22 protein-coding genes are annotated in these 23513 nt (G+C 58.5%); 4 read left to right on the forward strand and 18 right to left on the reverse strand.

The genetic code is table 11. The features are described from left to right. Nucleotides 1-134 precede the first annotated feature (134 nt). From glgC to H8274_RS05710, 3 genes are all read left to right on the forward strand, one after another. Entirely contained in the window at nucleotides 135-1388 is a 1254-nt protein-coding gene (glgC, locus tag H8274_RS05700) for a glucose-1-phosphate adenylyltransferase (protein ID WP_049620340.1), read from the forward strand. A 413-nt stretch (nucleotides 1389-1801) separates the two neighbouring features. Next, on the forward strand, nucleotides 1802-2737 hold the full coding sequence (arcC, locus tag H8274_RS05705) for a carbamate kinase (protein ID WP_074663582.1): 936 nt from the start codon (nucleotides 1802-1804) through the stop codon (nucleotides 2735-2737). Between the two features lie 34 nt (nucleotides 2738-2771). Then, nucleotides 2772-3323 carry an NINE protein gene (locus H8274_RS05710; RefSeq protein ID WP_185934064.1) on the forward strand — a complete coding sequence of 184 codons (552 nt, stop codon included), beginning with the start codon at nucleotides 2772-2774 and terminating at the stop codon, nucleotides 3321-3323. An 89-nt stretch (nucleotides 3324-3412) separates the two neighbouring features. Here H8274_RS05710 and H8274_RS05715 read toward each other — a convergent pair whose 3' ends face one another. Then, nucleotides 3413-5026 carry an ABC-F family ATP-binding cassette domain-containing protein gene (locus tag H8274_RS05715; RefSeq protein WP_065415267.1) on the reverse strand — a complete coding sequence of 538 codons (1614 nt, stop codon included), beginning with the start codon at nucleotides 5024-5026 and terminating at the stop codon, nucleotides 3413-3415. Between the two features lie 289 nt (nucleotides 5027-5315). Here H8274_RS05715 and H8274_RS05720 point away from each other — a divergent pair, with 289 nt between their 5' ends. Beyond that, a complete protein-coding gene (locus tag H8274_RS05720; protein WP_141670165.1) occupies nucleotides 5316-5870 on the forward strand; it encodes a hypothetical protein in 555 nt (184 codons plus the stop codon). Between the two features lie 93 nt (nucleotides 5871-5963). Here the strand turns inward: H8274_RS05720 and H8274_RS05725 are convergent, their stop codons facing one another. From H8274_RS05725 to H8274_RS05805, 17 genes are all read right to left on the reverse strand, one after another. Beyond that, on the reverse strand, nucleotides 5964-6947 hold the full coding sequence (locus H8274_RS05725) for an ATP-grasp domain-containing protein (protein ID WP_083078666.1): 984 nt from the start codon (nucleotides 6945-6947) through the stop codon (nucleotides 5964-5966). Between the two features lie 97 nt (nucleotides 6948-7044). Next, entirely contained in the window at nucleotides 7045-7587 is a 543-nt protein-coding gene (locus H8274_RS05730; protein WP_083078665.1) for a metal-sulfur cluster assembly factor, read from the reverse strand. A gap of 34 nt (nucleotides 7588-7621) precedes the next feature. Beyond that, nucleotides 7622-8140, reverse strand: coding sequence for a Fe-S cluster assembly sulfur transfer protein SufU (gene sufU / locus H8274_RS05735; RefSeq protein ID WP_065415265.1), 519 nt, complete (start codon nucleotides 8138-8140; stop codon nucleotides 7622-7624). A gap of 186 nt (nucleotides 8141-8326) precedes the next feature. Continuing rightward, entirely contained in the window at nucleotides 8327-9598 is a 1272-nt protein-coding gene (locus H8274_RS05740) for a SufS family cysteine desulfurase (RefSeq protein WP_185934065.1), read from the reverse strand. Nucleotides 9599-9603: 5 nt separating this feature from the next. Beyond that, complete coding sequence (gene sufC / locus H8274_RS05745) at nucleotides 9604-10368, reverse strand: Fe-S cluster assembly ATPase SufC (RefSeq protein WP_074663567.1); 765 nt, start codon at nucleotides 10366-10368, stop codon at nucleotides 9604-9606. Then, nucleotides 10369-10713 (reverse strand): non-heme iron oxygenase ferredoxin subunit, encoded by a 345-nt coding sequence (locus tag H8274_RS05750; protein ID WP_049620332.1) that lies wholly within the window; start codon nucleotides 10711-10713, stop codon nucleotides 10369-10371. It lies immediately after the preceding gene. Continuing rightward, nucleotides 10710-12050, reverse strand: coding sequence for a Fe-S cluster assembly protein SufD (sufD, locus tag H8274_RS05755; protein WP_083330168.1), 1341 nt, complete (start codon nucleotides 12048-12050; stop codon nucleotides 10710-10712). Before sufD ends, H8274_RS05750 begins: the two co-directional genes overlap by 4 nt. Continuing rightward, nucleotides 12051-13502: a Fe-S cluster assembly protein SufB gene (gene sufB, locus H8274_RS05760; RefSeq protein WP_074663562.1), complete on the reverse strand. Its 1452-nt coding sequence runs from the start codon at nucleotides 13500-13502 to the stop codon at nucleotides 12051-12053. It abuts the gene before it with no gap. 22 nt (nucleotides 13503-13524) lie between these two features. Continuing rightward, the gene (locus H8274_RS05765; RefSeq protein ID WP_074663559.1) at nucleotides 13525-14226 is read right to left on the reverse strand and encodes a helix-turn-helix transcriptional regulator; all 702 of its coding nucleotides are present in this window, start codon (nucleotides 14224-14226) and stop codon (nucleotides 13525-13527) included. A 280-nt stretch (nucleotides 14227-14506) separates the two neighbouring features. Continuing rightward, nucleotides 14507-15127 carry an NUDIX domain-containing protein gene (locus H8274_RS05770; RefSeq protein WP_185934066.1) on the reverse strand — a complete coding sequence of 207 codons (621 nt, stop codon included), beginning with the start codon at nucleotides 15125-15127 and terminating at the stop codon, nucleotides 14507-14509. 59 nt (nucleotides 15128-15186) lie between these two features. Next, nucleotides 15187-16782, reverse strand: a complete 1596-nt coding sequence (gene murJ, locus H8274_RS05775) for a murein biosynthesis integral membrane protein MurJ (RefSeq protein WP_185934067.1) — start codon at nucleotides 16780-16782, stop codon at nucleotides 15187-15189. Then, nucleotides 16779-17600, reverse strand: coding sequence for a hypothetical protein (locus H8274_RS05780; protein ID WP_065415259.1), 822 nt, complete (start codon nucleotides 17598-17600; stop codon nucleotides 16779-16781). The genes murJ and H8274_RS05780 overlap by 4 nt, the downstream gene beginning before the upstream one ends. A 157-nt stretch (nucleotides 17601-17757) precedes the next feature. Further along, nucleotides 17758-18723 carry a copper transporter gene (locus H8274_RS05785; RefSeq protein WP_176764507.1) on the reverse strand — a complete coding sequence of 322 codons (966 nt, stop codon included), beginning with the start codon at nucleotides 18721-18723 and terminating at the stop codon, nucleotides 17758-17760. A 12-nt stretch (nucleotides 18724-18735) separates the two neighbouring features. Next, nucleotides 18736-19914 carry a putative cytokinetic ring protein SteA gene (gene steA, locus H8274_RS05790; protein WP_049620325.1) on the reverse strand — a complete coding sequence of 393 codons (1179 nt, stop codon included), beginning with the start codon at nucleotides 19912-19914 and terminating at the stop codon, nucleotides 18736-18738. A gap of 5 nt (nucleotides 19915-19919) precedes the next feature. Next, nucleotides 19920-21614, reverse strand: a complete 1695-nt coding sequence (gene recN, locus H8274_RS05795; protein ID WP_083078660.1) for a DNA repair protein RecN — start codon at nucleotides 21612-21614, stop codon at nucleotides 19920-19922. Beyond that, nucleotides 21611-22459 (reverse strand): NAD kinase, encoded by an 849-nt coding sequence (locus tag H8274_RS05800; RefSeq protein WP_049620323.1) that lies wholly within the window; start codon nucleotides 22457-22459, stop codon nucleotides 21611-21613. Before H8274_RS05800 ends, recN begins: the two co-directional genes overlap by 4 nt. After that, the gene (locus H8274_RS05805) at nucleotides 22452-23333 is read right to left on the reverse strand and encodes a TlyA family RNA methyltransferase (RefSeq protein WP_065415255.1); all 882 of its coding nucleotides are present in this window, start codon (nucleotides 23331-23333) and stop codon (nucleotides 22452-22454) included. The genes H8274_RS05800 and H8274_RS05805 overlap by 8 nt, the downstream gene beginning before the upstream one ends. Nucleotides 23334-23513 lie beyond the last annotated feature (180 nt).

Consider the following 23513-nt stretch of genomic DNA (forward strand, 5'->3'; position numbering starts at 1 on the left):
AAAAGCACCTTCCGTTCCGTAAGTCCCTACACTTAAGCGGAAATATCGGTTAGGAAAGGCTAACAAAAGCCCCGAACTTACCGAAAACGTGTCGCACCCGTGGCACACCTCACTAAATAGGGTAGACTGGAGGTATGTCGAAAACCCCACGCGTATTAGCCATCGTCCTGGCGGGGGGCGAAGGTAAGCGTCTTATGCCGCTCACGAAAGATCGGGCCAAACCAGCGGTCCCCTTCGGGGGTATTTATCGCCTCATCGATTTCGCGCTGTCCAACATTGTAAATTCCGGATATTTGCAAATCGTGGTCTTGACCCAGTACAAGTCTGATTCTCTAGATCGCCATATTTCGCGCACGTGGCGTATGTCTAATCTCCTCGGGAACTATGTCTCCCCCGTTCCGGCCCAGCAGCGGCGCGGTACCAGCTGGTTTGAAGGTTCGGCGGATGCTGTCTATCAGTCGATGAATGTTATTGATGATGAACGGCCGGACTACGTGCTCATCACCGGGGCAGACAATATCTACCGTATGGACTTTTCGGCCATGGTAGACCAGCACATCGAAACCGGAGTAGGGCTCACGATTTCGGGTATTCGCCAACCCTTGTCACTCGCTCCTTCTTTCGGGGTGATTCATGCCCGTGACGATGACGCCACTCGGGTAGCCCAGTTCCTCGAAAAACCGCAAGATACTACCGGTTTGGGCTTACAGGACGATCCGGACCAGTTCCTGGCATCCATGGGTAACTACGTATTTACTACCAAGGCCCTCGTGGATGCTTTGCGGGCGGACGCCGCCGACCCGGATTCGAAGCATGATATGGGCGGTTCGATCGTCCCCATGTTCGTGGAGCAAAACGACTGCGGCGTCTACGATTTCACCTTCAATCGCGTCCCCGGAGAAGGTGAAGAACGCGATAAGGATTACTGGCGCGACGTCGGTACTATCGATTCCTACTACGCGGCCAATATGGATCTCATCTCGGTAGTTCCCGAATTCAATCTGTACAACGAAGATTGGCAGATCTACACCGGGTATACCGGGATTCCGCCGGCAAAGTTCGTGTACGGCCACCACGAGCGGCTCGGGCACGCCCTTGATTCGCTCGTCTCCCCCGGCACGATTATTTCCGGTGGCGAGGTAGTTGGCTCGGTCATTTCGCCGAAGGTACGCGTCAACTCGTGGTCTTCGGTACGCGAATCCATCCTTTTCGACGGCGTCAACGTGGGCCGCAACGCCACCGTGATCAAGTCGATCGTAGATAAGAACGTACAAATCGAAGAAGGCGCCCAACTCGGCGTCAACCACGATTACGATCGCGAACGCGGATTCTACGTCTCCGAAGGCGGGGTAACCGTAGTACCCAAGAACGCTATAGTGCGCCGCTAATGTGGTAGCCAGTGGCGTGCTGCCGCGTACGTGTTGCTAGCACGCGGGTGCTCCAGTGGAGCTCTGAGCACGCGGGTATCGCTACTACCGGTGGTTCTAACGACGACGCCGGGAGGCAGGCCATCTCCCTATATGGGACCGGCCGGCACCCCGGCGTCGTTTTCGCGTAAAACTTGAAAACACCAAATCGGCCAGCGGCAAACCTAGCTACCGCGTACCGTAGGACCAGCAAACACGCGTACCGTAGGACCAGCAAACACGCGGGTACCAACAAACACTCGGGTACCAACAAACACTCGGGTACCAACAAACACTCGGGTACCAGCAAACACTGGGATACCAGCAACCACGCGGCGAGCCGAACCACTAGCGAACTGGCAAACCGAACCCGAGGCGAAACGTGAGGAGCCACAATGAGCAAAGAGAGAATCGTGGTAGCACTGGGTGGAAACGCCCTTGGAAACACTCCCGAAACTCAGCTCCGACTCGCCGCTAGCACCGCCCGCAACCTGGTAGACCTTATCGCCCTTGGCGCCGAAATAATCATCACCCACGGCAACGGCCCACAGGTGGGCATGATCAAAGTCGCCACGGATTTCGCGGCCCAAGCCGGCCACAACCCGCACCTTCCCTTCGCCGAATGCGGCGCAATGTCGCAGGGATACATCGGCTACCACCTGCAACAATGCATCGATAACGAACTCCGCGCTCGCGGTATTGCTAAACCTTGCGCGGCAATTGCTACCCAAACCGTGGTGGATGCGGCAGATCCGGCTTTCGCTCATCCCACCAAACCGGTAGGTGCTTTTTATACCGAAACGCAAGCTCGCGCACTTGCCGCTGAAACCGGTAATACCTACGTCAATGACGCGGGGCGGGGCTGGCGGTGGGTGGTAGCTTCCCCGCAGCCGGTCGAAATCGTGGAGGCCCCAGTGATTGCGACGCTGGTGGAAGCCGGGGTGATTGTGATTGCTGCCGGTGGCGGTGGCGTACCCGTGGTAGATAACGGCACACTGGCTGGTACGGCTGCGGTGGTAGATAAGGATCGCACCGCCGCTTTGCTGGCATCCCAATTACAAGCCGATACGCTTCTAATTTTGACGGCGATTGACGCCGCCTACCGCAACTATGGGACACCCGCCCAAGAAAGGCTCGCCCAGCTCACCGTGAGCGCGGCGCAGAAAGCTTGTGAAAACGGAGAATTTGCGGCTGGTTCCATGCTTCCTAAAGTGGAAGCCTGCGTGCAATTTGTGCAGGGGCATCCGCACCGCCGGGCAATTATCACTTCTCTGGAAAAAGCTGCGGCTGGTCTGGCCGAAAAATGCGGTACAATTATCCACGATCACTAATAGCCCAATTGGCGGGCTGCAAGGAGCAGGCACCATGACAAGCGGAAATGCTTGGGACCCACAAAGCGGAAACAGGCGGGAGTCACAAAACGGCAACGCCTGGGAACCCAAAAACACGAATAGTGAGCCCTCCGGCGGCGGAACACAAAACCAGTACGTTTACGGCTCCGATTGGCAAGCCCAAACCAAAGCGGGCTACCAAACCGGAAACCAGCAGAGCCGCCAACCAGGAGCCGGTAATTACTATCCGGGATACGGGCAAGCTGGTCCCACCTGGAACACCGCGGGGCAAAACCCATACGGCACCTACCAGGCATATCCGCAAGGCGCGCCCTATAACTATCCATATGGTGCGCCCTACTACCAACAGAAGAGCCGCTTGATTGCGGGCCTGCTCGGCATTTTCCTGGGCGGCCTCGGGGTGCACCGCTTCTATTTGGGTTACACCGCCGTCGGCGTAGCCCAAATCGTGGTTTCGGTATTCACTTTCGGGCTGGGCTCCCTGTGGGGATTCATCGAAGGCATTTGCATTATCGCCGGGGCAGCGATCCAAGAAGACGTCCACGGCATACCGCTACGCGACTAGCCGCGCACTAACATGCGCGTAGCTGTGCACCGCCACGCGCATAGTACCGGCGCTAACCCAGCACACCCGTAGCCATCCCGACCCGTAGCCTAGGCCAGCGAAACGAGTTCCAAATAGTCATCAGACCACAAGTCTTCGTCGCCGTCTGGGAGCAACAGGACGCGTTCGGGGTTGAGGGCTTGTACCGCACCATCGTCGTGGGTTACAAGCACCACGGCGCCTTCGTATTTGCGAAGCGCATCCAAAATCTGTTCCCGCGAAGCCGGGTCTAGATTATTCGTTGGTTCATCGAGGAGCAAAACATTTGCCTTCGAAACTACAAGCATGGCCAGCGAGAGCCGAGTTTGTTCCCCGCCGGAAAGCACACCGGCGGGTTTTTCGGCGTCGTCGCCCGAAAATAAGAACGAACCGAGCACGGTACGCAAACCGGTTTCGTCATATTCGGGTGCCACGTAGCGCAAGTTATCCACAACGGTTTTCGAGGTGTCAATAAATTCGTGTTCCTGGGCGTAATAGCCCAGTTTGAGGCCGTGACCGGCAATGACCTCTCCCGAATCCGGTTCTTCCACCCCGTACAGTAACCGCAAGAGCGTAGTTTTACCGGCACCGTTCAAGCCCAACACCACGACTTTTGAGCCCCGGTCGATAGCCAAATCCACACCTGTGAATACTTCCAAAGAGCCATAAAACTTGGTTAGCCCTGTGGCGCGCAAGGGTGTTTTCCCGCAGGGGGCAGGCTCGGGGAAACGCAGTGCCGCCACTTTGTCTACCTGGCGTTCTTCTTCCAAACCGGCCAGCAGGTTCTCGGCGCGGCGAGCCATATTTTGGGCCGCCACCGCTTTAGTGGCTTTCGCCTGCATTTTCTGTGCCTGGGCGAGCAAAGCACTCGCCTTCTTTTCCGCGTTTGCCCGTTCCCGGCGGCGCCGCCGCTCATCAACTTCCAGCTGTTTGAGATAAGCATTCCAGCCGAGGTTGTAGACGTCGAGGCTGGCCCGGTTGGCGTCCAGGTGCCACACGCTCGTCACGGTTTCTTCTAGCAAGTCAACCGAGTGGGAAATAACAATGAACCCACCCGAATAGGTTTTCAAATAGTTGCGCAACCAGATGAGCGAATCATGATCCAAATGGTTCGTCGGCTCATCCAGGAGCAAGGTTTCTGCCCCGGAAAAGAGCACTCGGGCTAGCTCCACGCGCCGCCGCTGGCCGCCCGAAAGAGTTCCTAATTCTTGGGCGAGAATACGATCATCTAGCCCGAGCGAGGCCGCAATTTGCGAAGCTTGCGCATTCGCGGCCCACCCGCCCGCATTCGTGAACTCCTGGTCGAGCCGCACATACCGTTCCATCGCTTTTTGCTGCCGGTTGCCCGTGAGCTCAGACATTTGCCGCTCTGCTTTGCGGATCGCGCGAATGGTGGCATCAATTCCGCGGGCCTCTAAAATCCGGTCCCGTGCCAGCTGCTGCGGATCGCCACTGCGAGATTCTTGCGGCAAATAGGCCACGCTGCCACTCCGCGTAATCTGCCCTTCATAATCTACGGCATCCGAAGTGGTGCCTTCCCCGGCAAGCAAGCGCATCGTGGTGGTTTTGCCGGCCCCATTGCGGCCAACCATTCCCACGCGCATTCCCTTCGCAACGCGGAAGGAAGCATCTTTGAGCAGTTCGCGGCTACCGATACGTATGGTCAGATTCTGGGCACTAATCACGGTGCCCTAGTCTACGTCCCGTAGCCCTTTCGCGCACATTTGTGGTTGTGTCACGTTTGTAGTTATGTGCCGAAGCGAGCGCTAGCGCGGCGATTGCGAACCCAAGGGGAAGCAGAAGGATACCCGAGCATCCAGGAAGCAGGAGTCAGAGCAACTAGCAACGGCAGCACGCGATAGGGCGGGCACCGCCAAGTAAGACCAGCAGCTCCAGGCCTAAACCAGTAGATCCAGGCCTAAACCAGTAGATCCAGGCCTTTCGGCCTTGATGAAAAAAGCGCATACTGGAGGCGTGAGCACATCCTCTGCTGATTTTCCGCCTGAGCATCCGCGCGAACCGAAAGAGACCGCGGATACGGGCGCTGCCGTGCCGGTTCCGGAACGTAGCGGGCGGGTCGATTCGGTATCTGCCGCCGTTTTCGGGTTTAAGGATCCCACCTTGCCTGGTGACGGCACCGATTTTGCACCAACGGCAAAAGGCGCCACACCGGCAGGTGCCACACCGGCAGGCTCGGGACCTGCTAACACCAGGAGGAAAGATTCAATCGCACCTCCCGGCTCGGAAGGTACCCGCGGGCCAACGTTCTTCCTGGCAAGCGGTATTGGACTTTGGGGCTTGGTGGTAAGCATGACGGCGGAGGCTTCTCTCGTGCAGTCCCTGCTGGGCTGGTTGTTCGCCGCAGGAGCGCTAATACTTGCCGGTCGCACGCTCGCCCAACGCATGCGCTACACGGATGGGCCGATCTCGCGCCATGATACTGCGGCCGCGAGCCTAACCATTATTTTCACTTGCCTTGCCGTGGTGCTCAGTGCCTGGCCTCTCACCCAAGCACTCATGGCTTTATAAGCCAGCTTTTCACTACGCGCGGCCACGCGCCCTACGCCAACTTGGGCGCGGCCCCAGGGACTCGCTGCAAAAAAAAGACCTCAGTCTAAGACCTCAGTCTAAGAACTCAATGCGTTCGGCTACGGCTTTCGCAAAGCGGTCGAATCCGCCCTCTACGAGCCGCAAATATAGTTCGGGTTCAAAAGCTTCTGCTTCGATAAGTTGCGGCTTGCCCGAAGATGGCGTGGCCACATCCACGCGAATATAAAGCGGTAGGCCCGCGGTAGGCGCCCAGTTTTCTTGCCGGGAAACCATACCAATAGCGCGGATCGTAGCGCGTGCCAACTCTAGTTCTGCCGCGCTCGGTTCCACAATCGTAATCCGTTCCGTATAGGTGCCGCGGTAGAGCCCGCCCCCAAGTTCGAGCACCGGAGCTTTGCGCGTGGTATGCGAATACTCGCCGTTAAAGAAGAAAATTCCGCGTTCTGCCCCATCTTGCACGGTGTCAATTGCCTCTTGGACGATTACCGTATTGCCCGCGGAGAGAATCTTTTCTGCCAGGGCCTGCGCCTCTGCCCCATAGTTTTCAAACAGGCCGGTATTGCGCGAAGAAGCCGAAACCGCCGGCTTAATAATCAGCCGCCCCTTTACTTTGGCCGCCGCTTCCTGGGTTTCTTCCAACGTCCGCGCGTACGTAGTAGGAGGAATATTGACCCCTAAATCCGCCAAAACTTCCAAATAGTGTTTATCCGAATTCCAGGTGATCAGATCGGGATGGTTCAGCACATTGGTTTCTTGCCGAGCTTTTTGGAGCCAGGCCATAAACTCGGTGTACCGGTCCGGATAGTCCCACGGACTGCGAATAATTGCCGCTTTATAGCCGCGCAAAGACTTCCCCGAAGTCCATTCCACAATGTCTGCGTCTACGCCGTAACCGCGCAAAGCTTCCCGAATTGGTGCCAATTCCACGTCTACGTCACCGGAGGCACCCTTCGCCTGAGTAATAAGAGCCACGGTTCCCCGCGCATAGTCAGCTTGTTCCGCCTCGCCCACCAATTGCGAGTGTTCCGAGCTTGCGTTATTTGCGGTATCTGCCATGTGTTCCGTCTCCTTGCGCGCAACGGCGTGTTGTCCTGCGAAAACTGGGATCGAGTTTTCGTATTTTTTCGGTTACTAGTTTTTTTCGGTTACTAGTCTAGAGATTGAACCCGATCGCGCGAAGTTGATCGCGTCCATCATCGGTAATCCGGTCCGGCCCCCACGGCGGTAGCCACTGCCAGTTAATATCCACTGAATCGACGATTCCCGCCGTCGCACTCTCAATTTCCGCGGCAATATATTCATCGAGCGGGCAGGCCGGAGACGTCAAAGTCATATCCAAATGCAAATGCCGGCCTTCCGTAGTAATTCCGTATATGAGCCCTAGGTCCACAATATTGATCGAAAGCTCCGGGTCGATAACGTCTTTGAGAGCTTCCAGCACCTCCGCCGGATCTACGTCCTCCCCCTCGGCCAACGGGGCGGCCGACGCCGCGTCCCCTGCCGATTCCGTTCCCGCGGTTTCTGCCACCGCAGATTCCAGAGCCGATTCCGCGACAGGTTCTGCCACAGGTTCCGTGTTCACCGGTTCCGCAACAGATCCTGCGGCGGGCGCTGCCGGTGCGGGTGCAGTTGTGACCGGCGCCGCCGAGTTATCTGTCTCGATGGTCGCTACGCTTTCGTGTGCGTCTTTCTCCATTTTCGCCTCCCTATAATCCGCTCTGTGCCCAATTTTAGTTTTGCTGTGCGGGTGCCTCGGCGTGGTGTGCGCGGGCTGCCAGCGATTCCTCCGTTGCTTCGCGGGCTGCCAGCGCTTCCTCCGTAGCTTCGCGGGCTGCCATCCAGCCCAGAAGCGCGCATTTGATCCGCATGGGGAATTTCGCCACCCCCACAAAAGCGGTGGCATCTTCCAACTCGTCCGCTTCCTCTTCCGGCAGTTCTTTGCCGCGGCCATCCATCATTTTCCGGAAAAGTCCATACAGCTCGGCCAGCCGATCCACTTTTTGCCCAGCGATGAGGTCATTCATAATCGAGATCGAAGCCTGAGAAATCGAACACCCGTCACCCTGCCAGGCTAAATCGGAGATGGTTTCGCCGTCGTCGGAAAGCTTCACCTGCATATTCACTTTGTCACCACAAAGCGTATTCACTTGGTAAGACTCACCCTCCGGCGCTTCTAGCTCACCCTCGCCGTGCCGTTCCCGGGCCGCGTCCAAAATAATCTGCTGGTACAGTTCGTCCAGATCTCCCATACTTTCCCGTCTCTCGCTCGCTTATTCGCATCATGCTACGCGTCCATGCTTCCCGCACGGTAAGTTTCCAACTTTTGGAACCGTAACCGCGGCCCGCGTTTACGTAGGTGCCCCGGCCAGGGCGCCGATTGCGTACCTGCCGCTACCCGCCTCATTTCACGCTACTTTGCAGTAACTAGCTTTTACTCACGCTACTTTGAAGTAACGCCGTACCTGCCCCAAAGATTCCAGGAAGCTGTACACGTCCTCCGCGGTGTTGTAAATCCCCAGGCTGGCACGAGTCGAGGCGCCCACGCCGAAGTGTTGGTGGATCGGTTGCGCACAATGATGGCCCGTGCGCACAGCTATCCCCCGCGAATCCAAGAATTGGCCCACATCGTGTGGGTGTACACCAGCCACATCTACGGCTACAATCCCAGCCCGATCGCGCATGTCCAGCGGCCCGAGCACGCGCACACCCGGAATTTCTCGCAGGCCAGCCAATAGCAATGCGGTGAGTTGCTCTTCGTGGGCAGCCACTCGGTCCATCCCGATTTGCTGCAAATATTTCACCGCTAAGGCCAGCCCTACAATCTGTTGCACCGGCTGGGTGCCGGCCTCGAAACGCGCCGGACTTTCCGCGTAGCTCGTACCTTCCATGCGTACCTCAGCCACCATGGAACCACCGGTCAAAAATGGGGGCAGGGCCGCCAAGAGTTCAGCGCGCCCGTACAGCGCCCCCACCCCGGTAGGGCCATACATTTTATGCCCGGAAAAAGCCGCGAAATCCACGCCTAGCTCCGCGAAATTCACCGGCATGTGCGGCACCGACTGGCACGCATCGAGCACCACGAGCGCACCGTGACGATGCGCGTGTTCCACGATCGGCGCGACCGGCGTGACCGCCCCGGTCACATTCGAAACATGGGTTATCGCCACCACTCTCGTGGTCTTATCAATGCGCTTCAAAGTGTCCAGGTCAATACGCCCAGTTTCGGTAACGCCCAGCCACCGAAACTCGGCGCCCGTGCGTGCACACAGCTCCTGCCAGGGCACCAAATTTGCGTGATGTTCAGCCACCGTAGCAACAACGGAATCTCCCGGCCCGAGCGCGAACCGCCGTGCAGCCGGCCCGCCGCGCCCCTGCGCAGCATTCGAAAACGCATAGGCCAACAGGTTCAAAGATTCCGTAGAGCCGTGCGTCCACACGATTTCTTCCGGCCCGGCCCCCACGAAATCGGCAAGTACCTGCCGGGCTTCTTCATAGGCCACGGTGGATTCTTCTGCCAATTGGTGGCTGCCACGTTTCACGCCCCCATTGCGGTGGTTGACGAAATCGGAAATACCGGCAGAAACCGCGCGTGGTTGTTGCGCGGTAGCTCCCGAATCCAGGTAGACCAGCCTATGTTCGCCGCGGATTGGCTGCGCCAAGATAGGGAAATCTGCGCGCGGTACGAGCCTTCCGTCATTTTCGGTCACTGGGCCTAGGCCTCGCTCTCTGCCTCAATGTATTTGTCATAGCCTTCGGCTTCGAGCTCGGCAGCTAGTTCGGGCCCGCCCGTGCGCACGATCTGGCCGTTAGCAAACACGTGCACATAATCCGGTTTCACATATTCGAGGATGCGGTTGTAGTGCGTAATTAGCAGGAGCGAGTTTTGCGTGCGTTCATGCACGTCCATGATCCCTTCCGCAACCACCCGTAGGGCATCCACATCCAAACCAGAATCAGTTTCGTCAAGTAAGGCAATTTTCGGTTCGAGCAATTCCATCTGCAGCACTTCGGTCCGTTTCTTTTCCCCACCCGAAAAGCCGACGTTCAAATCCCGCTTGATGAAATCTTCGTCTACCCGCAGTTTGTTGGTTACTTGCCGCAAGCTCTTAGCCCACTCGCGCAGGCGCGGAGCTTCGCCGTCGATCGCAGTTTTCGCGGTACGCAAGAAATTTGAAACCGAAACTCCCGGCACTTCCACCGGGTACTGCATAGCGAGGAACAGGCCTACACGGGCGCGTTCATCCGGGGTGGAATCCGTAATATCTTCCCCATCCAGGAGCACTTGCCCGCTCGTTATCTCATATTTCGGGTGCCCAGCTACCGCGTAGGCAAGCGTCGATTTACCCGAACCGTTCGGGCCCATAATGGCGTGGATTTCTCCGTCACCAATATGCAAATTCGTGCCGTGCAAAATCGGCTTATCACCTTCCGGAGTATGCACTGAAACGTGGAGATCAATGATGTCCAGGGTTGCCATTTAGAAATCCTCCAATACCTTATCGACGTCTACATATACGCCGCTCTCGTCGATCTGAAGTTCATATACGGGTACCGGTTTGGTGGCCGGTAAGGTGCGCGGATGGCCGGTAACCAAATCGAAAACCGAGCCGTGCTTCCAGCATTCAATTCCGCCTTCGTACACTTCCCCTTCCGCCAGGGAAATATTGCCGTGTGTGCAAGTATCCCCCAGGGCGTGCCAGCTCCCATCCGAATCGCGCGCAATACAAACCGAGTATTGCTTCCCGGCCGCATTGTTTACCTGTACGCGCAAAGCCGCTGCGGGAGCTACCGCATCTAGGTCACACACTCGTACCCGGCTCATGCGTCCGCCTCAGTTTCCGAGTTCGTTTCGGTTTGTGTACCTGCTCCGCGCTCCGCGTTTACTTCCGCCTGCGCGCCCGCCTCAGCTTCCGGGTTCGCCGCGATTTCTTCCGCGATTTCAGTGCCTGTGCTATCCATGAGGTCGAGTTCGCGTTCGATTGCCGCCATGAGCTTTTCGCGCACCGATTCCACTTCAATTTGCACAATCAGTTCCGCAAAGAATCCGCGCACCACTAAACGCCGTGCCACATCCGCCGGGATGCCCCGCGCCATCAGGTAGAACAGTTGCTCCTCATCGAATTTTCCGGTGGCCGAAGCATGGCCGGCGCCCACAATATCCCCGGTGAGGATCTCTAGATTAGGTACCGAATCGGCCTTGGTACCTTCCGTGAGCACCAGGTTACGGTTCAGTTCGTAGGTATCGGTTTGGGCTGCCCCCGCCCCGATCAAAACGTCGCCAATCCACACCGAATGTGCATCTTGCCCCTGCAAGGCCCCCTTATAGGTACAGCGGGAAACACAATTGGGTTCTTGGTGGTCCACAAAAACCCGGTGTTCTTGGTGTTCTCCCGCTTCCGTAATATAGGCCCCCAGCAGATTTACTTCCCCGCCCGGCCCGGTAAAGGAAGTTTCCGAAGTAATGCGAACGAGGTCGCCCCCGATCGTCACCACGATATGGCGCAATTTCGCATTCCGGCCCACCTCCATGCGCTGGCTGGAATGATGCTTAGCGCTACGTTCCTGCTCTTGCACGGAAACGACGGTAATATCCGCTTCGTCGCCCACCGAAATCTCCACGGTCTCGGAAAGATTTCCCGCCCCCGTGTGCTCGAGCACCACCGTGCCAGTGGCATGTTTTTCCGCGATAATCCGCGTATGGGAGGTGTTCATGGGCGCGGGAGCGTCAATCCCGAGTACGACGTCGCTGTGCTCACCACCGTGCATGGTCACCACGTGGGAGCGGTGGAAGGCCGCGTAGGCCAGGGCCGCTGCGCGGTCATCCGGAATGCCCACGGTGCCAAGCCGGGAATCTTCCCGCCCTACCTCTTCCACGGTGGCCCCGCCCGTACAGTCCACGCTTACCGGCGCGGCCGGGCCGGCCAAACCGTCGGCAATGAAAGGTTCTATCCGGTCCATGGGCGTAAAACGCCAGTCTTCCTCCTCTCCGCTTCCCGTAGGAATCGGGAAATCATCCGGGTTGAAACTCTTAAAACGATCCGAACGGTCTGCGTGTGCAATATGGAAGTGTTCTTCTTCCAGTTGCGGACCTTCCGCTGCCGGGCCGGTTGCCGTTGCGGCCCCTGTATTTTCTGGCCGGGTAGTTTCCGTTTGTGCCATCTAGCCCACGCTTCCTTCCATCTGCATATCGATGAGCCGGTTGAGTTCCAGTGCATATTCCATGGGAAGTTCGCGCGCAATCGGCTCCACAAAGCCGCGCACGATCATCCCCATCGCCTGCTCTTCCGAAAGGCCGCGCTGCATCAGATAAAACACTTGCTCTTCCGAAACCTTGGTAACGGTAGCTTCGTGGCCCATTTCGACGTCGTCGGTACGCACATCCACATACGGGTACGTATCGGTACGCGAAATATCATCTACCAGCAAGGCATCGCACTGCACATTAGATTTGGAACCGACCGCGACTTCATCCACTTCCACCAAACCGCGGTAACTGGAGCGCCCACCCCCGCGGGAAATCGACTTCGAAACAATCGAAGAGGTAGTGCGCGGGGCCATATGGTGCATTTTTGCGCCCGTATCCTGATGTTGCCCCGGCCCGGAAAACGCAGCCGAAAGCATCTCGCCATGCGCGTGTTCACCGAGCAGCACGCAGGCCGGATACTTCATATTTAGGCGCGAACCAATATTGCCGTCTACCCATTCCATGGTGCCGCCTTCTTCCACGGTAGCCCGCTGCGTCACCAGATTGAGCACGTTATTCGACCAGTTCTGTACCGTTGTGTAGCGGCAGTGCGCGTTACGTTTCACAACAATTTCGACGACGGCGGCGTGCAGCGAATCCTCCCGATAAATCGGGGCGGTGCATCCTTCTACATAGTGCACGTAGGAACCTTCATCGCAAATAATCAAGGTCCGTTCAAATTGGCCCATAGCCTGGGTGTTAATCCGGAAATAGGCCTGCAGGGGAATCTCTACATGCACATTTTTGGGTACGTACACAAAAGACCCGCCCGACCACACAGCCGTATTTAGGGAAGCGAATTTATTATCACCTGTTGGCACTACGGTACCGAAGTATTCTTCGAATAGCTCCGGGTGCTCTTGCAAGGCCGTATCGGTATCCACGAAGATCACGCCTTGGCGTTCCAAATCTTCCCGAATCGAGTTGTAGACCACTTCGGATTCGTATTGGGCAGCTACCCCGGCAACCAAACGTTCCCGCTCCGCCTCCGGGATACCCAAACGGTCGTAGGTGTTGAGGATTTCTGGGGGAAGATCTTCCCACCGGCGCACTTGTTTATCGGTAGCTCGCACAAAATATTTGAACTGCGAGAAGTCAATCCCGGAAAGATCAGCTCCCCACTGTGGCATGGGCCGGCGTTCAAACAATTTATAGGCACGCAAACGGCGTTTGAGCATCCATTCTGGCTCATTTTTCGCCGCAGAAATATTTCGCACCACATTTTCATCTATACCGCGCGGAGCAGCTTGACCACGTTCATCAGGATCGTGCCAACCGTACTCGTAAGTACCGCTGAGGTCCGCGATGAGCGATTCTTGCTCCGCTACGACTTCGGCCACGGCGGCTTCATGCCGTGTTTGCGTCATCCTCTTCCCTTCTCTATGCGTACTATTCGCATTTCACGTCTTGTTGTTCGGTCCTTGTGGGCCCGGCCGGAACCGTCAAAGTGCAGGTAAAACTACCAGACACCTGGGTAGCTATGCGTTGCACATGCACGCCTAAGATTTCACCGAAAGCACGTGTTTCGGCCCCGCATAAAATCTCATGTTCACCAGCAATTTTCCGAATTGGGCAATGCCCTTGGCACAGTTGCAACATCTGGGTGCCGGGTACGCTGCGTACCGAAGCCGCATACCCATCATGAGTTAGCGCGCGGGCTAAGGCCTGCAATTTATGGCGCATATCTTCCCCGGCTGTTTCTACCGCTTCACCATAGCGTTGGATTATCGCTTTGGTGCGAGCGTCCGCATAGGCTTGTAACCCAGCTTTACCCAGCTTTTCCGCAATAAAATCGAGGGCGGATAGCGCCACGTTTTCAGCGCTACGTCCAAACCTTTTCTGCAAGGTATTACCGGTGGCAATATATCGCCGTGCCGGGCGTCCCCGTTTGCCTGTACCGGCCCCGGGGCCGTTCTCGCGGTAGACCGCGATCCTCCCCTCTTTTTCCAGGGCCGTGATATGCCGGCGCACCGCCGCCGCGGTGAGCACCGTGATACGAGCAAGTTCCCCAGTAGAAATAGGGCCGTTTTCGACGATAAGCCGAAACACGCGTTCGCGTGTACGCTCCCTTTCTGCTTGCACTTGCGCCATGGGCCATCCCTCCAGTCACCAATTAAACAACATTTCTGTTGCATAATCTATGGCGTAGCTTCCAGCGCGATCGCGCAACCTCGATCAACGACGACGTAGCTGCCACCGATGCACTCGCGCTGCACGCTAACACCAGGGCTAAGGCTGCACGCTAACACCAGGGCTAAAGTTACGCGCTAACATCGCTGGCAACTGGACCGCGCTAACCCCGCTGAGACGCGGCGCATACTAGCGGCACTAGCAACTGGCACGCGCTAACCCCGCTAGCAACTGGACCGCGCTAGCGGCGTGCCGCATAGGCCAGTACGGCCATGAGCAGGGTCGGGCATTCCAGGTTGCCGGCCAGCGCGGCCGCAAGAACCGTTTCAAAAGAGAACCAGCGTTTTTCGATTTCTGCTTCTTCTCCGGTGCGCACAAAATACGCCGCGCGCCCCGGGCGCAAATCGCGGGCAGTGTAGAGAGTCAGGTGTTCGTTATTGAAGCCGGTGCTACTGAAATAGCTGACGAGTTTTTCCAGTTTCCCCGCCTCGTAGTCCGTTTCCTCCAGAAGTTCGCGCCGGGCCGCGGTTTCTAGGTCCTCACCGGGGATATCTAATAATCCCGCCGGAATTTCCCACATGAGCCGCCGCACCGGCACCCGGTACTGGCGGATAAGCAAAACCTCTGTGCCCTGTTCTCCTTCCCGCAGCGGCAACACACCCACAGCGTCATCGCGGTCTACCCAGGTCCGCGCAATTTCCTCCCCGGTAGATTGCAAGACCACGGTATCTTCGCGCACCGTCACAAAGCCCTCATAAGGCGTGCGCCGCTCCACCAGCTGCACATGTTCCGGATCATAGATATCGTGCAAAACCGCGCGCTGCGCGCTTAGGTTTGCAGTTTCATCCGTGTGCTTGCTCATCTGTTCTCCTCCCGGCGCCGCCTCGCCCGGGCGGGCCAATCTACAATTCTTCGCCGCTCTTACCTGACGCTCTTATTTGTTACTTTTACTTGCCGAAGTTCATACCGATCGACGAAGAAGACCGCCCCGCCCCCAATCGCTAAGCAAATAATGCCGGCTCCCGCCGTCGCCACTAGGGCTGCAAGCAGCCCCGTACCTAGCGCGCTGAGCAACCATTGGCCACACCAATACCCGGCTAAACCTGCCACAACAGCGGCGGGTAATACCACGAGGGCGGAACGTGACAGCCCGCGCACCGCACCCGGCCCGATCTCCCGGCGAATCGCGAGCACTTGTCCAAGCGCACCGATCGTCATTCCAAAGGTGACGGCCATGCCAATCGCCACGAGTACTTGATCGCGGCCGTGCGCCCCGCTCGCCCAGGCAATAACCAGGCCGAGTACTACCGCTAACCAGGCCACAGAGTTGACGACGGTGACGGAACGGGCCGCTTCCACCGCGTAGAGGACGCGTGAGCCGTGATAGATAACCGCGTAACCGAGCAGGCCCGGAGCCATCGCGATAAGGGCTTCGGCCATGCCATCGGCCGGCCGCAAAACGTCAAAAATGCTTTGCGCGGGAACCGCCACCGCAACCAACAAAGCGATACATACCAAGCCAATATCGAAAACGAGCCGGGTAGAACGCGCCGTGATTTTCGCTAGGCCGGGCCGGCCCGGCAGTGCGGCAGCTTCCGATAGTTTGGGGAATACCGCGGTGGCGATCGGTACGGCCAAAACCGCGTAGGGAACCATGTAAATCTGGTTTGCGAACGTGTAGACCGGGTAAGTTCCTACGTCCCCGCACCCGTTGGCGAAGATCATCACCGCCACAATTTGAATTTGTTGCGCCAGCAGGCCGGCCAGCCCGGCCCCCGCGAGCCGCAAGGCCCGTTTGGCTACCCCGGGCGGGAAACGTAAGCTGGGCCGCAAGTGCAAAGTGCGTGCTACCGGAATTAGTTGCGGGAGGGAAAAAACGGCCACTCCCGCCGTCGTTCCCCACCCAAGTACGTACCGTGCCACCGTGGGGATCGCGCCCGGATCTTCTTGGTTGCCACCACCTAAGTAAGCGAAAATGGCGAAGGTGGCTATGCACACTAAAGAACTGAGCAGCGGGGCGAGCGCTGGCAAAATGAAACGTTTTTGGGCTTGCAGGATTCCCGTGCACACCACCGATAACCCGTAAAGCGGGATTTGCAGGGCAAACATGCGCAGCAAACTGGCGGCAAAGGAAATCTCGGCCGCGCTAGCGTTCACGCCAAGCAGGAAAGCCATGATTGGGCGGGCGGTCAGGGCTACCACGGCCGCGATCGGAAACCCCACGGCTAACACCCAGGTGAGAAGCGCGGAAGCGGTTTGGGAGACTTCCTGGCGCATATGTTTGGCGAGGAATCCAGAGACCAGCGGGATCACGGCAGCGGCTAAGGCCCCGCCTGCCGCTAGTTCGAAAAGCACATTGGGAACGGTGTTCGCCGTCGAATAAGCTTCGCCTGCCACAGTTGCACCCAAGGCGCCGTTTTGTGCCCAGGCGCGCACGAACCCGGCGAAACGCGAGAGGAGGGTAAGGATTGAAATAGCTCCCGCGGCGCCAAGCGCCGAACCGAGAACTCGTTTCATCTTCTTCCTGCTTCGTCCAGGCTGCGCAAGATCGGTGTTTCTGCGATGATTTTGCTGAACGAAACCCGTTCGCTCGCCAAAGTGAGCCCGACTAGCCCAGCCAGGATTGCGCAACGAACCGTGCGGCGCGGCAGGAGTGCCCAGGCGGTGCCGAGCGTTGCCCCAAAAGCGTTCGCACCGGTATCGCCGAGCATCGTTTTTCCGGAAAGGTCATCTTCCGCGCACACCAGGCCTACCCCGCACACTCCGGCCGCCAAGCGGGAAGCGGGAAGCGGAACGCTATTTCCGAGCAAAGGAAGCGCGGCCAAGCCCGCAACTTTTAGGGCCCGGCCGGGGCGCAAATCGAAAAGGTTGATGATATTCGCGCTAGCGGCGATCAGGCCGGTACGCACGGCAGTGTCGAAGAAGGGTATATCGCCGGGCTGGCGCAAGGCCCGCGCACTCAGCGCCGCGCTGGAGGCAATCAGCATTAGTTTCACGTTCCCGGAGGTGAGGACGCCGCGCCGCAAGGCTCCCAGGTGGCCACGCAGGCCTTTCGGGTTTTCGGCAAAACGCTCCGCGCAAGTATCGTCAATGTACCCGGCTGTGGCGGCCCCTCCGGTAGCGAGCAGCGCCGCTCCGCCAATTCCGCTCATCCCTGCCGTCACGCTCAACCCAGCGGCTGCCACTACGCCTTCTCCCAAGCTCACCTGCCGGCCATCATGGGCTGTGCGCTGCCAGGCCGAGTGTTCGCGACGCCGCAAAATCGCGCGGGTGCCGGCCGCGGCCAGGGCACCGGCCGCGGCTACCAGGGCGCGCCGTCTGCGCTTTCTTCTCATGCTTGTCCCCCACTTCGAGATTTCAATTCTCCCGGCACCCTCCGGTCCCCCGGCACCCTCCGGCACCACGGCGCAGCCCCGCATAACTCGCGGCGTCCCGCGCTGCACGCAATAACTTTACTCGTGGCAGGTGAAAGCGTTAGGCCGCGGGAGCCACTTAGGCCGCGGGAGCCACTTCGGCAGCGTCTACGCGGTCGCCCAAGATTTTACTGGCCCCGCTCCCCACGCCGAGGGAAACATGTTTGCCCGTAATTTCAGCGGCAGTTGCGAAGGTAGCATTCACGCCAGATAGCGCAGAACCGGCGGAATCGACCGTGGATCCGGTGCCATTGCGCCGCACTTTATCGAGTGTGGAATCCGGCACATCCGTGGTACCCACGGCTACGGCTGGGCCGCGCGCCGCCCACACCGCGAAAGCATCAGCATGGATTTGCGCAATATTTCCCCGCGGCGTGGCATCCGCACTCGGACTTACCTCTCCGTTGGCGCCGGCATGGTCGGCGTCGTAAGAAATAAAGATGATGGCCGCGGCGCCGCCTTCTGGTTGCTGGGTAATATCCAGCAACTTGTTATCCGCAGAGGTAAGCAAGGTTTGCAGGCTCTTACCATTGGGGTTGCCTGTGCCCCCGCGCAATAGTTCATCAACGCCCGCGGCAATAATCGCATCACCGGATGCGCCCGCATTGTCGCCCTGAATATAGGTTCCGAGGTTACCGGCGAGTACGCTGCGGTAAGAAGCAGAAGAAGCGGCCGCATAGTTTTCGGTGAGCCGTACTACCCCGGAAATGTGCCCGCCCGCGCCTTCCACGCGTTCCCGCACGGCCTTCACCGCTTCATCAGGAGTGTCCGGAGCCGTCACGATCGCAATATTGCGACCGTTGAGAGTACCCGCGGTAAGTTGCTCGCCCGCGGCGATCACCGCCCGGTTAGCGGCGTCGAGCTCGGATTGTGCCTCCGAAAGTTCGACCCGCATAGCATCGCGTGATTCGCGCAAGGAATCCACCTGACCGGTAAGGGTGTTTCCGATCGATCCTTGCAGGGGCCCGGCACCGAGGATGATTCCCACCGCGAGGGCCAAAAACACGGACACTAGCGAAACTACATGATATTTAAAATCTACCATCGACATCAATCCTTAAAAGAGGCTTCCCAGCCAGGCCCAGAAATCACCGAGCCTGGCACCGATCACGGAAATACTTGCTTGACCGGCTGCTGTAGAGGCGAGGGCTGCCATTATTGCCAGGAAACCGGCAATGATCAGGAGCACGATCATCCAGTTGGAAATCCGGGACCGGTAAAGCCGGGAAACGCCTTTGGCGTCTACCAGTTTGCCGCCAACCACGAGCCGGGTAAGGAAAGTAGAGGCCATCCCGGCCCGGCCTTTATCCAGGAATTCGACGAGCGTGTTGTGGCTACCTACCGCCACAATCAGCCCGGCTCCTTTCGCGTCTGCGAGGAGCATAGCCACATCTTCGGAAGTTCCGGTGGCGGGAAACACTACGTGGCTCACCCCTAAATCTTCCACCCGTTTTTTACCGGGCGCACGGCCATCCCGGTAAGCATGCACCACGATCTCGGCACCTGAACGTAAAGCTTGGTCGGATACCGAGTCCATATCTCCCACGATAATGTCCGGCTTGTATCCGGCTTCCAGGACGGCATCGGCGCCCCCGTCCACGCCAATGATCAGTGGGCGGTATTCGCGAATATAGGGCCGTAAGGTGGCCAGGTCTTCTTTATAGCGGTACCCGCGCACCACAATCAAGACATCGCGCCCTTCGATTTTGGTGCGGATATCGGGCACGCCAGCACCGTCGAGGATGAGGTTTTGTTCCTCTTCCATGTATTCGAGCGTGTTGGTGGCAAAGGCCCGCAATTGGGTGGTCATCCCGGCTTTCGCCGCTTCCATAGCGTCCGCGATTGATTCGGCGTCTTGAATAATTCCTTGCGCGATTATTTGCCCGTTGCTGGTCACGCTACCGTCTTCTTCCACGGTGATGCGGGTACCTTCGCGAATGTCCATAATCGCAGAGCCAAAATCGTCAATCAGAGGGATGCCGGCCTCATTGAGGATTTCCGGACCCAGGTTCGGATATCGGCCCGAGATCGATTTGGCCGCGTTGAGTACCGCCGCCGGTTTAGCTTCCACCAGGGTTTCTGCCGCTACCCGATCCAGATCTACGTGATCGATAATCGCAATATCTCCCGGTTGTACGCGACGCACCAAATTTTTCGTCCGCCGATCCACGCGGGCCGGCCCGTTGAGTGTTCCGGGCGTCGCGACCACCGATTTACGTCGTTTTATCCATGCCACAAGCTTTATCGTGCCACAAACGCATTGCGAAGTAGTTCAGCGGCGTGGGCGCGTGCCACGTCAGTTTCATTACCCGAAAGCATACGGGCCAGTTCAGAAATGCGTTCTTCCCCGGTTAGTTCGACCACTTCGGTGCGGGCGGTACCGCGTGTGGATTGCTTGACCACAGCTATCTGAGTGGTAGCAAACGCAGCTACTTGCGGCAAATGAGTCACTACGATCACCTGTGCGGTTTCCGCTAGTTTGGCGAGACGTTTCCCTACCGCGGTGGCGGCTTTCCCGCCGATCCCCGCATCTATTTCATCAAAAAGAAACGTATGAGATCCCTCACTGCGCTGGCTGGCGAGGCTGACCTCTACGGCGAGCATGACGCGTGAGAGTTCTCCCCCAGAAGCTCCTTTGCCTAGCGGGGCAAGGGGTGCGCCGCGGTGGGAGGCGAGAAGGAATTCCACGGTGTCTGCCCCGGAGGGCCCGGGTTCGGCTTTTTCGACTCGCACTTCAAACTTGGCGTCTGGTAAGGAAAGGGCGGGTAGTTCTGCTGTGACTTGCGCGGCCAGGGCGGCACCTGCCTGTTGGCGCGCAGTGCGTAGTTTTTTGCCGGCTTTTTCCATGTGTGCGGTGGCTTCACGTAATTCTTTTTCGAGGGTTTCCCGGGTGCCTTCGGGGTCGCCCAGTTTTTCAAGTTCGCGACGGGCATGCGTGGCTTGGTCGAGCGCACTGTCAATGTCCATACCGAGTTCTTTGCGCAGGCCCGCCAGTTCTTGGCGCCGGGAGTAAATCTGCGAGAGGAGTTCGGGTTGGGCTTCGGTGGCGCGCGCGGCGCCGGCTAGTTCTTGCCCGACGTCGTCTATTTCTGCTTCCACCGAGGCCAGCCGGCCGGCAAGTTCTTGCCCGGTGGGATCAGTAATTTCGGATAGTTTGGCCCGGGCTTCGGCTACTGCCCGGGAAGCGGGTAGTTCTACGGCATCAGAACCGGTGAGCAGACCGGCCGCGCGGGAAAACGCAGCATACAGTTCTTCGGAATTTTCGAGCCGCAAGGCTTGGGCGCGCAGTTCTTCTTCTTCGCCGGGGGTGGGCGCTACGGCTTCGATTTTTTCAAGGAAAGCCGTGTAGGCAAGCCGCCGCTGGGCAGCTTCGCGCGCCCCTGCCTCAAATTCGTGCAATGCTTGGCCGGCTTCTAAATATTGGCGGTATGCCTGTTGCCACTGCGCGTTTGCTGCCGTGATTTTTTCTCCGCCGTAGGCATCTAGAGCGGTACGTTGTTGGGACCCGCTAGCCAGGCGGATTTGGTCAGATTGGCCGTGCACAGTAACAAAAGCGGAAGCGATTTCGCGGAGCACGGCGGTGGGAACAGAACGGCCTCCCACATAGGCGCGGGAGCGTCCTTTGGCGGGCACGTGGCGGGCCACGATGAGGATGGCATTTTCTCCTTCTATTTCGAAGGCCCCGCCGGCGTCTGTTACTCGTTCTAGTACCGGCGAATCGGCGGGGATTACGAAGGTGCCTTCTACTTCGGCGGCGCGTGCTCCGGCCCGCACGCGTGAAGCATCGGCTTTTGCGCCGAGGAGTAGTTGGAGGGAGGTGACGGCCATGGTTTTTCCGGCCCCGGTTTCTCCGGTGAGTGCGGTCAGGCCCGGCCCGGTTGCGAGTTCTCCTTCGGCAATTACTCCCAGGTCTCGTATGGTGACGTGGTCGATCACTGTCCTACCTCCGTTTGGCTCCACCCCTTCACCGGTAGTTCGAATCGGGTGACGAGCCGTCCGGAGAACGGGACGTCAGAAAGCCGGGCAAGTTTCACGGGGATGGACCCGCGCACGGCCCGAATTACCGATCCGGGTGGGGCGGCCAGGCCGCGCCGCCCATCGCACCAAATTATGGAACCGGCTCGTAAAATCCGCACTTCGAGTTCCGAATCTGGGCCCACTACGAGTGGCCGGGTGAAAAGGGCGTGGGCAGCTACGGGCGTGAGGAGCATGGCTTCCACATCTGGCCAGACCACGGGCCCGCCGGCCGAAAAATTGTAGGCGGTAGACCCGGTGGGAGTGGAAATCAGCACGGAATCAGCTTTGAACGCGGATAGTTCACGCCCGTCTACCCCGATAGATACTTCGATGAGTCGCGAGCCGGAATCTTTTTCCACGGAGGCTTCGTTGAGCGCCCATCCGGTTTCGGTATGCCCATCGGGGTGGCGCACCATAACATCGACGGTCATGCGTTCTTCTACCCGCCAGTCTCCGGCGGCAATCCGCCGCGCTACTTGCGGCAAGGCGGCCGGTTCAGCTTCGGAAAGGAAACCCATATGCCCATAGTTGATTGCCATCACGGGCGCATCTACTTGCCGCCCAATTTCGGCGCCGCGCAGGAGCGTACCGTCCCCGCCGAGGACGAGAATTATGTCGCTACCTGCTGCGCCTTCTAGGGTTTCCGTTTCATCAATTTTCACGCCTAATTCGGTGAAGAGTTCTTTTGCTCGCTGGGCAGATTGCACCAGATTTTCCGGTAGTGCCTGGTTGACTACAAGCGAGACTTTGCGTTGCTTACTCACGCGCGACTCCCCTCGTTTCCTGCGCGCCGGTGCTCGTTTGCCCTATCGTAGCTGTTTTTCCGGCCGGCCCGTTAGCCACTGCCGTGCGGACCGCGTTTTCGAGGTTTTCGCCGAGCTGGTCTGGTGCGCCCGCGCGCATATACAGGAAGTATTCGACGTTGCCTGCGGGGCCGGGTAGCGGTGAGGCGGCTACCGCTTGGATACCCAGGCCGTTTGTGCGGGCACTTTGCGCCACTTTCAGCGTTGCTTCCACATGGTATTCCGGGTTGCGTACCACGCCGTGTGCACCGATTTTCTGCCGGCCTACTTCGAATTGTGGCTTGACCATGAGTAGGAATTCGGCGTCGCTGGCGGCTACCGCAACCAAGGCGGGGATTACCAAGGTGAGCGAGATGAAAGATAGGTCGCCTACCACGAGTTGCGGGGCGGGCGTGATTTGCCCGGCTTGTAGGCTGCGCACGTTCACCCGTTCCATTACCGTTACGCGGGGGTCTTCGCGCAGCTTCCAGGCTAGTTGTCCGTAGCCGACGTCGACGGCGGTGACGTGGGCGGCGCCGCGCCGCAAGAGAACGTCGGTGAACCCGCCGGTGGAGGCACCCGCGTCTAGGGCGTGTACGCCAGCTATTTGGGGGCCGGCCGAGCCGAGGGCGTCGAGGGCGCCAAGAAGTTTGTATGCCCCGCGTGAAACGTAATGTTCCAGCCCGGCTTCGCGCACTACTAAGGCTTGGGCCGGGTCCATAAGCCGGGCCGGTTTGGTTACTTCCCCGCCGTCGAGGAAGACGCGCCCGGCCCGGATCAATTCGCTAGCTTCGGCGCGAGAGCGGGCCATTTTGCGCCGCACCAGTTCGGCATCTACACGGATCATGCGGGCCATTATGCGCGTGCTCGCCCTAGTTGCCGGTTTAGTTCACTAACAATGGTTTCCAGGTCCGCGATTTGCTCCCCGATATCTTTACCTTCTAGTTCCGCCAATAGTGTTTCCACTTGTACAGGTGCCTGTGGTTTGGGCCCAGGTTTGCCAGAACCGGGCTCGGGCATAGGCGCAGTCCGCGGC

It is taken from the genome of Actinobaculum suis (assembly GCF_900618115.1).
Taxonomy (GTDB): Bacteria; Actinomycetota; Actinomycetes; order Actinomycetales; family Actinomycetaceae; genus Actinobaculum; species Actinobaculum suis.

Excerpts from the sequence above, each read along its gene's own strand:
- glgC (WP_049620340.1), top strand. The coding sequence starts at position 135 with ATGTCGAAAACCCCACGCGTATTAGCCATCGTCCTGGCGGGGGGCGAA.
- sufU (WP_065415265.1), bottom strand. The coding sequence starts at position 8,140 with ATGGGAGATCTGGACGAACTGTACCAGCAGATTATTTTGGACGCGGCC.
- H8274_RS05725 (WP_083078666.1), bottom strand. The coding sequence starts at position 6,947 with ATGGCAGATACCGCAAATAACGCAAGCTCGGAACACTCGCAATTGGTG.
- murJ (WP_185934067.1), bottom strand. The coding sequence starts at position 16,782 with ATGAAACGAGTTCTCGGTTCGGCGCTTGGCGCCGCGGGAGCTATTTCA.
- H8274_RS05710 (WP_185934064.1), top strand. The coding sequence starts at position 2,772 with ATGACAAGCGGAAATGCTTGGGACCCACAAAGCGGAAACAGGCGGGAG.
- H8274_RS05730 (WP_083078665.1), bottom strand. The coding sequence starts at position 7,587 with ATGGAGAAAGACGCACACGAAAGCGTAGCGACCATCGAGACAGATAAC.
- H8274_RS05805 (WP_065415255.1), bottom strand. The coding sequence starts at position 23,333 with ATGGCCCGCATGATCCGTGTAGATGCCGAACTGGTGCGGCGCAAAATG.
- arcC (WP_074663582.1), top strand. The coding sequence starts at position 1,802 with ATGAGCAAAGAGAGAATCGTGGTAGCACTGGGTGGAAACGCCCTTGGA.
- sufD (WP_083330168.1), bottom strand. The coding sequence starts at position 12,050 with ATGGCACAAACGGAAACTACCCGGCCAGAAAATACAGGGGCCGCAACG.
- sufB (WP_074663562.1), bottom strand. The coding sequence starts at position 13,502 with ATGACGCAAACACGGCATGAAGCCGCCGTGGCCGAAGTCGTAGCGGAG.
- H8274_RS05765 (WP_074663559.1), bottom strand. The coding sequence starts at position 14,226 with ATGGCGCAAGTGCAAGCAGAAAGGGAGCGTACACGCGAACGCGTGTTT.
- H8274_RS05770 (WP_185934066.1), bottom strand. The coding sequence starts at position 15,127 with ATGAGCAAGCACACGGATGAAACTGCAAACCTAAGCGCGCAGCGCGCG.
- H8274_RS05750 (WP_049620332.1), bottom strand. The coding sequence starts at position 10,713 with ATGAGCCGGGTACGAGTGTGTGACCTAGATGCGGTAGCTCCCGCAGCG.
- H8274_RS05785 (WP_176764507.1), bottom strand. The coding sequence starts at position 18,723 with ATGGTAGATTTTAAATATCATGTAGTTTCGCTAGTGTCCGTGTTTTTG.
- H8274_RS05780 (WP_065415259.1), bottom strand. The coding sequence starts at position 17,600 with ATGAGAAGAAAGCGCAGACGGCGCGCCCTGGTAGCCGCGGCCGGTGCC.
- sufC (WP_074663567.1), bottom strand. The coding sequence starts at position 10,368 with ATGGCAACCCTGGACATCATTGATCTCCACGTTTCAGTGCATACTCCG.